The organism is Pseudoalteromonas sp. A3 (assembly GCF_025942345.1).
GTDB classification, from domain to species: domain Bacteria; phylum Pseudomonadota; class Gammaproteobacteria; order Enterobacterales; family Alteromonadaceae; genus Pseudoalteromonas; species Pseudoalteromonas atlantica.
Genome location: NZ_JAPCKL010000004.1, coordinates 280,842 through 292,654, shown reverse-complemented (window position 1 = coordinate 292,654; position 11,813 = coordinate 280,842). Strand labels below are relative to the sequence as shown.

12 protein-coding genes are annotated in these 11,813 nt (G+C 42.1%); 10 read left to right on the top strand and 2 right to left on the bottom strand.

Translation table 11 applies throughout. The annotated features are described in order from the left end of the window. Positions 1 to 13 precede the first annotated feature (13 nt). From OIZ54_RS10160 to OIZ54_RS10125, 8 genes are read left to right on the top strand one after another with little or no spacing between them, the layout of a single operon-like run. The gene (locus OIZ54_RS10160; protein ID WP_248442838.1) at positions 14 to 2,242 is read left to right on the top strand and encodes a chemotaxis protein CheA; all 2,229 of its coding nucleotides are present in this window, start codon (positions 14 to 16) and stop codon (positions 2,240 to 2,242) included. 51 nt (positions 2,243 to 2,293) lie between these two features. Continuing rightward, entirely contained in the window at positions 2,294 to 3,439 is a 1,146-nt protein-coding gene (locus OIZ54_RS10155; protein ID WP_264390349.1) for a protein-glutamate methylesterase/protein-glutamine glutaminase, read from the top strand. After that, a complete protein-coding gene (locus OIZ54_RS10150) occupies positions 3,432 to 4,196 on the top strand; it encodes a flagellar motor protein (protein WP_004588312.1) in 765 nt (254 codons plus the stop codon). The genes OIZ54_RS10155 and OIZ54_RS10150 overlap by 8 nt, the downstream gene beginning before the upstream one ends. Positions 4,197 to 4,201: 5 nt before the next feature. Beyond that, positions 4,202 to 5,167, top strand: coding sequence for a flagellar motor protein MotB (locus OIZ54_RS10145; RefSeq protein WP_248442840.1), 966 nt, complete (start codon positions 4,202 to 4,204; stop codon positions 5,165 to 5,167). Positions 5,168 to 5,179: 12 nt separating this feature from the next. Then, entirely contained in the window at positions 5,180 to 5,950 is a 771-nt protein-coding gene (locus OIZ54_RS10140; protein ID WP_004588314.1) for a ParA family protein, read from the top strand. 3 nt (positions 5,951 to 5,953) lie between these two features. Next, positions 5,954 to 6,736 (top strand): chemotaxis protein CheW, encoded by a 783-nt coding sequence (locus tag OIZ54_RS10135; RefSeq protein WP_029773816.1) that lies wholly within the window; start codon positions 5,954 to 5,956, stop codon positions 6,734 to 6,736. A 24-nt stretch (positions 6,737 to 6,760) separates the two neighbouring features. Continuing rightward, entirely contained in the window at positions 6,761 to 7,258 is a 498-nt protein-coding gene (locus tag OIZ54_RS10130) for a chemotaxis protein CheW (protein WP_004588316.1), read from the top strand. Positions 7,259 to 7,275: 17 nt separating this feature from the next. Continuing rightward, complete coding sequence (locus OIZ54_RS10125; protein ID WP_004588317.1) at positions 7,276 to 7,677, top strand: DUF2802 domain-containing protein; 402 nt, start codon at positions 7,276 to 7,278, stop codon at positions 7,675 to 7,677. Positions 7,678 to 7,758: 81 nt separating this feature from the next. Here the strand turns inward: OIZ54_RS10125 and OIZ54_RS10120 are convergent, their stop codons facing one another. Continuing rightward, on the bottom strand, positions 7,759 to 8,079 hold the full coding sequence (locus OIZ54_RS10120; RefSeq protein WP_004588318.1) for an EscU/YscU/HrcU family type III secretion system export apparatus switch protein: 321 nt from the start codon (positions 8,077 to 8,079) through the stop codon (positions 7,759 to 7,761). A gap of 1 nt (position 8,080) precedes the next feature. Beyond that, complete coding sequence (locus OIZ54_RS10115) at positions 8,081 to 10,393, bottom strand: flagellar hook-length control protein FliK (protein WP_248442841.1); 2,313 nt, start codon at positions 10,391 to 10,393, stop codon at positions 8,081 to 8,083. A gap of 113 nt (positions 10,394 to 10,506) precedes the next feature. Between OIZ54_RS10115 and ccmA the strand changes: the two genes are divergently transcribed. Together ccmA and ccmB are read left to right on the top strand one after the other, a co-directional pair. Further along, positions 10,507 to 11,127, top strand: coding sequence for a cytochrome c biogenesis heme-transporting ATPase CcmA (gene ccmA, locus OIZ54_RS10110; protein ID WP_095206646.1), 621 nt, complete (start codon positions 10,507 to 10,509; stop codon positions 11,125 to 11,127). Next, positions 11,127 to 11,813, top strand: coding sequence for a heme exporter protein CcmB (ccmB, locus tag OIZ54_RS10105; protein WP_004588321.1), 687 nt, complete (start codon positions 11,127 to 11,129; stop codon positions 11,811 to 11,813). Before ccmA ends, ccmB begins: the two co-directional genes overlap by 1 nt.

Sequence of the window (11,813 nt, the reverse complement as noted above, 5' to 3'; positions counted from 1 at the left end):
GGAGAGTAACTGCATGAGCTTTGAAGTCGATGAAGATATTTTACAAGACTTTCTTGTAGAGGCTGGAGAAATCCTAGAGCTTTTATCTGAACAGTTAGTTGAGCTAGAAAATAACCCAGAAGATACTGAGTTACTAAATGCTATTTTTAGGGGCTTTCATACCGTAAAAGGGGGAGCAGGCTTTTTAGCTATGACTGAGCTTGTTGATGCCTGTCATGGTGCTGAAAACGTATTTGATCTCTTACGCCAAGGGGTTAGAACTGTTAATTCAGAATTAATGGATGTGATTTTACAAGCACTAGATACCATTAATGAAATGTTTGCCACTATTCAAAACCGCGAACAGCCAGACCCAGCAGACCCTCAATTATTAGAAACCCTTCATAAACTTGGCCAACCGCCTACGGATGATGAGCTTACTGAAACAGCCCCCGACGTTGTTGAACAAGAACCCGCAGCTCCCGTTAGCGCAACAGATGATGAAGACCCATTTGCATTTGATGAACTATTTGATGTGGCAGGTTCAAGCCCTTCAGCAGATAGCACGCAAATTGACGAAATTACAGAAGATGAATTTGAAAGCTTACTCGATGAGCTACACGGCAAAGGCCAAAGCCCGGTGTCGCAACCAAGTGCAAGTGCAGAGCCAGATTCAAGTTCAGATATTACCGATGATGAATTTGACAGTTTATTAGATGAATTACACGGTGTAGGTAGTTTTGGTCCTGTTGCAGGAGATACTTCAAGCAGTGAGCCAGAAGTAAAACACACAGCACCACCAGCGGCTGTTGCAAATGATAGCGGTGATGATGAAATCAGCGATGATGAATTTGAAGCACTGCTTGATGAACTGCATGGTAAAGGCGCCGCACCAGAATCAAAAGAAGCTGACACACCTGCACCGCAGCCACCTAAGGCTGCACCTGTAGCACAAACGCCAGCAAAACCTACGCCAGAAAAGCCTACGCCAGCACCTGCAGCAAAACAAGCTCCGGCGGCTAAAGCCGCTGCGCCTACACCTAAAGTGGCTGAAAAACCAGCGAGTAGCGCTGCACCTAAAAAAGCTACGCCTCCACCTGCTGAAACCACAGTACGTGTTGATACAAAGCGTTTAGACCAAATAATGAATATGGTTGGCGAGTTGGTATTAGTACGAAATAGGTTGGTTAGTTTAGCGACCAATACAGACAGTGAAGCGATGGGTAAGGCGATATCAAATCTTGATGTGGTCACTGCTGATATTCAAGGTGCAGTAATGCAAACGCGAATGCAGCCTATCAAAAAAGTGTTTGGCCGATTCCCTCGCGTAGTACGTGACTTAGCCCGTAGCTTAAATAAAGAAATTGATTTACAGCTTGTAGGTGAAGAAACCGATTTAGATAAAAACTTAGTTGAGGCACTGGCCGATCCGTTGGTGCATTTAGTACGAAACTCAGTTGACCACGGAATTGAAATGCCAGCAGCGCGTGAAGCTGCGGGTAAGCCTAGAACCGGTAACGTTACATTATCGGCTTCGCAAGAAGGCGACCATATTTTGTTAACCATTAAAGATGATGGTGCAGGTATGGATGCGGAAAAACTGAAAAAAATAGCGATCAGTAAAGGCGTTATTGACCATGATCAGGCAAGTCGCTTATCAGATACAGAAGCGTATAACTTAATATTTGCACCAGGCTTTTCGACCAAAGAAGAGATATCTGATATTTCTGGCCGTGGCGTAGGCATGGATGTAGTAAAAACTAAAATTACGCAGCTTAATGGCTCTGTGAGTATACAGTCAGAGTTGGGCGTAGGGACTATTTTAGAAATAAAAGTACCATTAACACTGGCTATTTTACCTACGCTGATGGTCATTGTTGGTGAGCAAACGTTTGCGTTACCACTTGCTGGTGTGAGTGAAATATTCCACTTAGATTTAACCAAAACCAATGTTGTAGATGGTCAGCTTACAATTATTGTTCGTAAAAAAGCGATACCGCTATTTTACTTAGAGCATTGGCTAGTTAAAGGTGCTGATTGTTCTCAGCGAAAAGCGCAAGGTCATGTGGTAATTGTACAAATAGGTACTCAGCAAGTTGGCTTTGTGGTTGATTCATTAATTGGCCAAGAAGAAGTTGTTATTAAGCCTCTTGATGCGTTATTACAAGGTACGCCAGGAATGGCTGGTGCAACAATTACATCTGACGGTGGTATTGCGCTGATTCTGGATGTACCTAATATGCTTAAGCATTACGCAGGATAAAATGTAGGCATACCTGTGTATGCCTACACATAAATTTAATAAGAGAGCGCAATGGCCGTAAAAGTTTTAGTTGTTGACGATTCCAGTTTTTTTCGCCGTCGAGTAAGCGAAATCCTTGAACAAGACAGCGGTATCGAAGTAATAGGTTTTGCTGTTAACGGTAGAGAAGCCGTAGAAAAAACAGCGCAGTTACGTCCAGATATGATCACCATGGATGTAGAAATGCCTGTGCTTGATGGTATTAGCGCAGTAAAAGAAATTATGGCGAGTAACCCAACGCCAATACTTATGTTTTCTTCATTAACCCGCGACGGTGCAACCGCAACTTTAGATGCACTTGATGCCGGAGCTATGGACTTTTTACCGAAAAAGTTTGAAGACATTGCACGAAATAACGAAGATGCAATCAAGTTATTGCAAGCCAAAGTGAAGGAAATTGGTCGCAGGCGTGCTCCACGCCCTGTTAGGCCATTAACATCAAGTAAGACTACTGCTCCATCTGCAAGCAAACTTGCCACAACAAGCTCTTCGCTTAAACAACCTGATAGAAGCTTTCACCGTGCTGCCCCAGTGCAGACAACAACTACACCCAGTATGCCCACGCGTGCCAGCGGTAAACACTATCAAATAGTGGCTATTGGCACTTCAACTGGCGGGCCAGTTGCTTTACAAACTATATTAACCCAATTACCTGCTAACTTTGCACACCCTATTTTGTTAATTCAGCACATGCCGGCGGCATTTACGCCTGCGTTTGCGGCACGTTTGAATAGCCTTTGCAAAATACGCGTTAAAGAAGCGCAACAAGGTGACAGGCTAGAAGCCGGCACAGCCTACTTAGCACCTGGTGGACAGCAAATGATGGTGGAGGGGCGAAGTGGTAACAAAACGTTGCGTGTATTTGAAGATAATAGTGAACGAATAAGCTACAAACCAAGCGTTGATGTTACTTTTGCAAGTGTTGCTAAAAGCTACCAAGGAGACGTACTTGCTATTGTTTTAACCGGCATGGGCGCTGATGGACGTGATGGCGCGCGAATGCTTAAGCAATCTGGCGCAACAATTTGGGCGCAAGATGAAAAAAGCTGTGTGGTATACGGTATGCCTCAAGCTATTGCTAACGCTGGGCTTGCCTCTGAGCATTTAGCGTTAAACGACGTAGCAGCAAGAATAAAAAGAGAGACTGGTTGTGGATAAGCTCTCTGTTTTAGGGTTAATCATTGCGCTGGGCGCTATAGCGATTGGTTACTCTTTAGAGGGTGGCGTTGTCACGGCGTTATTTAATGGCCCTGCACTTATTATTGTACTTGGCGGCACCTTAGGGGCTGTTATGTTGCAAACGGCGACAAGCACCTTTAAAAAAACGCTAAGCATGAGCCATTGGGTGTTTTTTTCACCCCAGTACAATATTGAGCAAGCCATAGAGCAAATTAAAACGTGGTCGCATAAAGCTCGCCAGGAAGGGTACTTAGCGCTTGAAAAAGAGGCACTTAGTCACCCAGATCCTTATGCAGCAAAAGGGCTTAGCTTACTAGTAGATGGGTGTTCGGAGCAAAAGCTACGCGACACCTTAGAAATAGATTTAATGCTTGAACGAGACCGCTTACTTGAAGCAAGTAGAGTGTACGAAGCCATGGGCGGATATAGCCCAACTATAGGTATTTTAGGGGCTGTACTTGGTCTTATTCAAGCAATGTCATTTATTACCGACCCTCAAAAGCTAGGTGCAGGGGTCGCCACCGCATTTATTGCAACAATATATGGGGTGGGTTTAGCTAACTTATTATTTTTACCTATGGCCAATAAGCTTAAGCAGCGAGTGGAGCAAAAAATGCTTTACCATGAAATGATGGCCGAAGGGGTGATTGCTATAAGCCTTGGCGAAAGTCCTATTAACATAGAATTAAAGCTTGAAGCTTATCGCACAGAGCGCCCTAATGTCGTGGTAGAGTAACTTTTATGTTACGCCGGCGCTTACGTCAATCAGCTGAAAAAAATCAACATACAGAACGTTGGTTAGTCTCTTATGCTGATTATATGACCATTATGTTTGCCTTTTTTGTGGTTATGTATGCCATTGCCATAAATAAAGAAGAAAGTTTTCAAATCCTCTCAGACTCCCTAGAACAGGTTTTTGACAAATCAGCAAGGCAGCAATCGCAACAAGGTGAGGGCGTTACTGGCGAAGGGCTACTTACTGACCGTGTTACCCCAGAGCAAGAGTTATTGTACGGTGAGAGCATTCAAAAACAGGAGTCTGGCCCAGAGCTGCTAGATGGACATAGTGATACCAGCAATATAAAACAAAAGCATTTAGGTAAACCACTCGATAGTTTGTTAACTAAATTACATTCAGCACTTATTGATGAAATTCGTGATGGAGAAGCCAGTTTAGAGCTCAACCAAGATTGGCTTATTATTGAGCTAAGTTCAGGAATGCTGTTCTCAAGTGGTAGCTCTGTGGCCCATGCGCGAGCTAAGCAAGTCGTAAAAATTGTAAAAGATATTATTGCCCCAGTAGATAACTACATAAGGGTAAGAGGTTACACAGATAACGAAAGTATTCGCAATGAAATGTTTCGCTCTAACTGGGAGTTGTCAGTTGCACGTGCGACCTCTATTTTAGTTGAATTAGAAGCGTTAGGAATTAACCCAGCTAGAATGGCAATCGAGGGGTATGGGCAATACTCACCTTTTGCCGATAACGACACCGCAGCAGGTCGAGCAGAGAATCGTAAAGTTGTTATTGCGCTTTCTAAGTATGGCTTAGTACAACAAACCACCGAAAATGAAGCTGAGCCTGATGAGCAAGTGCAACAAGCTACGCCTGAGCCAGAGGTGGAACTTCCCTCTGATGATAACTCTATTAAAATAATTCGTTTACCTCATGGTGGCATCAGAATCACCACGCGCAATGAACAGTAATTAGGACTTAATGTGAAGATTTGGACAGTAGCAAATCAAAAGGGCGGTGTAGGTAAAACCACAACGGCTGTCAGTCTTGCTGGTATTTTGGCCTTGCAAGGTAAACGCGTATTACTCATTGATACCGACCCTCACGCCTCACTAACGTACTATTTTGGTATTGATTCTGAAGATTTAGAAGTCAGTGTGTACGATATTTTTGCCCGCGGCACCTCAATGCAAAGTGAAGAAATACTTCAAGCATTGTGCCCCTCTACGATGGAAAACCTAGATATATTGCCCGCGACGATGGCTATAGCAACCCTCGATAGAAGCATGGGCAATAAAACGGGAATGGGCTTAATTTTAAAAAAAACACTTGCAAAAATTAGTGAACATTACGATTATGCGCTGCTTGATTGCCCGCCCGTTTTAGGTGTTTTAATGGTGAACGCATTAGCCGCCAGCGAACGTATTTTAGTGCCTGTGCAAACTGAGTTTTTGGCGCTCAAAGGGCTTGATAGAATGATGCGCACTATGGAATTAATGCAAAGCTCTCAAGCGAAACAGTACCAATATACTATAATCCCTACTATGTATGATAAGCGCACAAAAGCGTCGCTTGAAGCCTACAAAACGTTACAAAATACATATAAAGATAAAGTATGGCCAGGGGTGATCCCCGTTGATACAAAGTTTAGAGATGCAAGCCTTGCACAAAAGGTACCCATAGAGTTTTGCCCACGTTCGCGTGGGGTTTACGCTTATAAAGCGTTATTAGATTATTTAATTGGACAAGGTTAATGAATGAGTAAGCAATTATTTGCTAATGAAAAAGTAATGACTCAATACTTAGGGGCGCTATTATGCGAAGACGAACCTGAGGAAAACCTTGAGCCTGTAGCAAAGCTACTTGAGCAAGTACCTAGTGCCTTACAAAACGACGAAGTACTTTTAAAGCCCAAAGCGCAATTAAAAGTAACCGAGCAGCTTTATTCTGAGCAAGTAAAAGAGAGTAATAGCGAGGCTGACGCCACTATTTCGCCACCTGCACCTATTGAGCCTGAGCCAGTAGAGACACCTGAGGTGCAAACCCAGTTAAGTACAGAACCTGCCCCTTTATTACATAGCCAAGAAGATTACTTTGAAGGTGAATTTCAGGCTCTGTTTTTTGAAGTGGCTGGTTTAACATTGGCTGTTCCTTTAAAAGCGCTTGGAGGAATTCATCAATTAGGTGAAGTAAATCATTTATTTGGTAAGCCAAAGTGGTTTAAAGGCGTTATGCTTAATAGAGATGAAAAGCTAAACGTAGTTGATACTGCACGTTGGGTAATGCCTGAAAAGTACGATGAAAAGTTAGAGGCCTCTCTTAATTATCAGTATTTAATAACCCTAGGCGATAGCAACTGGGGTTTATTGGCCGAAAAGTTAATAAATAACATTACATTGAGTAAAGAAGATGTAAAATGGCGAAAAAACAGTGGCAAACGCCCTTGGCTTGCCGGTGTTATTAAAGAAAAAATGTGTGCTTTAATAGATGTAGATAATTTAAATGCACTATTAGAAAAAGGCTTAGATAGCCGTCAGTAGTAACGACCATTACGGGGTAACAGCATGAGCGAAGATAGACTATTATCAGCGAATAAAAACGCAGATAACAACGATGAAATTTTACAGTGGGTAACGTTTAAGCTTGAAGAAGAAACGTATGGCGTAAACGTAATGCAGGTGCAAGAAATTTTACGTTATACCGAAATTGCCCCAGTACCTGGTGCACCTTCATACGTTATTGGCATTATAAATTTACGTGGTAACGTAGTCACTGTTATTGATACTCGTGCACGCTTTGGTTTGCCTGCTGCGGATGCAACTGATAACTCTCGCATTTTAATTATTGAAGCAGAAGAGCAAGTAATTGGTATTTTAGCTGATAGTGTTTCTGAAGTTGTGTACTTACGCAGCTCTGAAATAGACAGTGCGCCAAATGTTGGTACCGAAGAAAGCGCTAAGTTTATCCAAGGTGTATGTAACCGCGATAACGAATTACTTATTTTAGTCGATTTAAATAAATTACTTAGCGATGACGAATGGGATGAGTTAAGCGATATTTAAGCTTTACCACTAAAATTATGTTGTTACTCAGTATCGCAATAGCAGCGTTAGGGATAGGTTTAATATCGCTGGCGCTAATTGTTGCATTAAAAAATAAACAGTCGGCGGAGCTTAATGCGGTATCACAGCAATTAAAAGATACCTCAGAGCAAACACATATATTACGCAGTGAAGTGTCTGAGCTCAGAACAGGGCTTTTAAGTATTGGTAAGCGCGTACTTGAAGTTGAGCAACAAAATCAAGAGTTGATGCAACAACAAGCTGCCCAAAAATATGATGACCCAGACGCAAAAATATATTCTCGTGCTGTTAAAATGGTTGAGCTTGGCGCAGATTTAGATGAGGTGATACGCGAGTGCGAGCTTCCTAGGGCTGAGGCTGAACTATTATTTTCGTTACATAAACAAAAAGACGCCTAGCGTCTTTTTTGCTTTTAACTACACGTAATACCAATGTGCAGTAATACTTAATAAAGGGGGAGATATAATTCATCCACCTAGTTATGCCTTTACATTTAGCTTACCTTGAAAGTCTTGCCAGCCAGGTGGGAACTGCCCACGAAGCACGTACGAAAAAGCAATCAATTCAGCAATAACATAATAAAGTTCTTTAGGTATTTCCTCTCCCAATTCTAAGTGAGAGAGTGTTTTAGCAAGTGCTTCATCTTGGTGGATCATAATGCCTTTTTGTTTCGCTGCTGCGATTATTTCATCGGCCAACTCGCCAAACCCTTTTACACTTACTGCTGGGGTACTTCCTGCTTCATACAACAGGCCAATCGCGGATTTATTATTTGCTGCTAAATTAGAGGTGTCAGTCATGTTAAACCTTAATATTTATAATGGCATGCGATTGATAAAACGCTTGATGACTAGCATCTGCGCGTTTTAAGTTTAGCTCGCCAACTTGCAAGCCATGCTGAGCTAATTTAGCCCTGAGGCTATCTAAGTGAGGGTGTGCAATTGCACTTACTTCTTGGCTAGAGGCAAGCAGCTGGCAATCGAGCGCTTTGTCCATAAGCTCAGCCACTATTTGTAATTGCCCTTGCTGTGCATAATCAAAATTTAATCTAACAAACCACACGTTTTTTTCGGTTTTATCTACACTGGCTTTTTTATATTGCCCTAAGGTTATCTCTGTTTGTCCCGCTTCAGGCGGAAGTTTCATCGGAAATAAAAACTGTGCTAGCGGGTTTGTGTCGCTTTGTTGGTTTGGCGTAGTTACTTGTACTTGGTTAAGGGTATTTTTAACTTGTAGCAGCTCTGGGGCAAGCTCTTGTATTTGTGTTTGTTGAAGTTGCTCTAATAGTTTATCCGCGCCATTACCTACTTTAAAAGTAGGTAAAAGCACATTAAGTAGGGCATCCACGCCTGTGTGGTTATTAAACGTTAGCGAAGTACTTGATTGGCTTATTATTGGCGCCGCTAAAATAGTAACCGCAAGTTGCTCAAGCCCTTTTGTAAAGCTACTTTGTAGTGTGTCGTTTGGCGTAGTAAGCGGTTGTAAGGTACTTAAAAGCTCTCGCTGTATGGTGGCTGGGTGCACATTAGTACTGGAGACCATTCTATTAAAAGCTTGATTCACTAAACGCGTAAGATCAGGTGTATTTTGAGTAGCTTTACTTGCTATGTCAGTAATTTGGCTACTCAACAATGTTTTAGGGTTGGAAGCGCTATTTGGGCGCTCACTCTCTGTTGGCAAATTTAAAAGCGAGGTTAAAAGTTTAGCCTCTGTTGGTTGTAACTGCTGACTTACAGCTGTGTTAAAAAGTGAGTGAGACAAACTGGGTTGGTTAGGAGTATTTACCTGTGAAGTTGTGGCATGTAGTGTTTTTAAACTCAGCGGCACAGAAGAGTTGCCTTGCGTACTTACATTTGTTGGTTGGGCGCTCACTGCTTGGGGCTGAGCTGTGTTGTTTGCTGATTGCCATAACGACACACTCGCCTTTAATTGCTGGGTTATTTGCACTAAAGGAGGCAGCTGCGCAAAGTGTTTAGCTAAAGGGCTGTTAGGGGTAAAAGAATGATTAGCCACTTCTGCGGTTATATTTAGCTTGCTTAAATTAGGGTTTGTTAGCGTGTTTATTGGTGTCGGCGTTTTATTTACATCAAGCTTAGCTTGTTGAGCCTGCAAAGGTGGCATTTTACTCGCAAAGGGTTTGTTTTCAAAGTATTTAACGGCATCGTTAATTCGCGTTTTTAAATCACTAAAGCTACTTTGTAACCATGACTTTATAGGGCTTTGTGCACTTAACTGCGGGCTTGTTTTATCAGCGGGGGGTCTGGCTGCATTTTGCTGCTGTGATAAAACCAAGTCGGTAAAGGGTTTACTAAATGAGTTATTAAGCGCGACCTGCATTTTAGGTAAGTTAGTTTTAATGAGCAGCTTATCTGCTTGATTGGTAATATTGACTGCCACGGGCTTGCTAGGCAATTCACTAAGCTGTTTATTAGTTATCGGTGTTGTGAACGAGCCGCTATGCTGAGGGTGCGAAATAATAGCTAATTTAGGCGTTGCTTGTAGTTGCGCGCTGGGCAGTAAGTTAGTTAATAGCTGCGAAATTTTATGCTGGCTGAGAGTTTGAGTATGGACGGTGTCAGCAAAGCGGTTAATAACATTTATTTGTGCGCCTTTATTGGTTGTATTAATAAGTACCTGTAATGGCTGCTCGGTATTTAACAGCTGTGCGGTTTCTTTGTTAATTGCAATACTGGCATTAAGGCTAGGTATCATAAGCTGCGGTGACGGCGAAAGCTGTACATTGACTGGCAAAGGTTTACTTTGTATTTCACTACCGGTACTAACATAATTTAAAAAACGCTGCAGTTGTGATGCGTTGCTAAGTGTAATATTGGTATTGTTAGGAGTAATATTTAGCTGCTTTCCATCAGCGCTGAGCTGTATGTTAGCACTTGCTATTTTGTCTGTATTTTGAGGGGCATGCGTTATGCCTAAGCGCAGTGTTTGCCAGTGTTTATCAATCAAAACATCGAGTGTAATTGAGCCTTTTGAAAACTGAATATTTTTAGCCGCAAGTACCTGCTCGGGTAATTGTACTAATTCGTCCGAAGTGCTCGGGGCGCTTTGGTTATTAACCAATGAATTAGATAATGTGATTTGCGTTGGATTATTCATTATTTTAAATCAAGTTTTCGCTAATTTTCGTGAATCGATTTTAAAGCAATATTCGTATTACCCTATCATTATGGTAGACTAACGCCTAATTTTTGGCATAGAGAAACGTCATCTTGTTACACATTAAGTCCGTCACCTGCATCAAGCAAGAACGTTGTTTGTTTGCGGATCTTAATTTTAGCCTAAATAGCGGTCAAATCATGCAATTAGCGGGTCCTAACGGGGCTGGCAAAACATCATTATTGCGTATTGTCGCAGGCTTTAGTGTGCCTGATGAAGGCGCTATTTTTTATAACCAGCAAGCTATTGCCAAGCATTATGAAGAGTACGCCACAGACCTGCTATTTATAGGCCATAAAACCGGTGTCAATGTGCAGCTCAGCGCACTGGAAAACGTGCGCCATTGGTTACACATTAACGGCTATACAAATGAGCCCGACTTATATCCAATTTTAGCTAAGCTTGGCTTAGTGGGCCTTGAAGATGTGCCGGTAAGAATGCTCTCTGCAGGGCAGCAGCGTCGTGTTGCTTTAGTGCGATTATGGTTAAGCGATGCAAAACTATGGGTACTTGATGAACCCTTTACTGCACTTGATAAAAATGGCGTTGCCTTTTTACAACAACGTTTTTCTGAGCATTTAAAAAGTGGTGGCGCTATTTTACTAACAACCCATCAAGATTTAACAACACAGTTTGAAAACCTACAAACGGTGACCTTGGAGTATCGTTACTGATGACTCGTCAACATTCATATTGGCTGCTGTTTAGTGCGGTATTTAGTAAAGATGTAAAGCTTGCATTTCGCCAGCGCGCTGAAATTATCAATCCTATCTTGTTTTTTCTCATTGTTATTTCTTTATTTCCGTTAGCAATTGGCCCAGAGCCCGGTCTATTAAACAGAATGGCGCCAGGTATTATTTGGGTAGCAGCTTTGCTCTCTACCATGCTTGGACTCGATAAATTATTCAGAGACGACTATAACGATGGCTCGTTAGAGCAGTTAATTGCTTCATCGTACCCGCTATCACTCACCGTGTTGGCTAAAGTCGCGGCGCATTGGGTTGTTACCGGTTTACCATTAGTATTAATGACACCGTTATTTGCTTTATTGCTTAATTTAGAGAGCTCTGCGCTGTTAGCGACCGTATTAACATTATTATTAGGCACGCCATTATTAAGCTTTATTGGTGCAATTGGGGCTGGCCTTACTGTGGGATTACAAAAAGGCGGCATTTTAATGAGCCTATTAGTGTTGCCTTTGTATATTCCTGTTTTAATTTTTGCAACGTCAGCCATTGATACCAGTACTATGTCGCTGGATTATAGTGGGCAGCTTGCCATTCTTGGGGCCATGTTAGTAGTTGCTATTATGTGTGCACCCATCGCCATATCGTCAGCATTAAAAGTGAGTGTAAGTTAA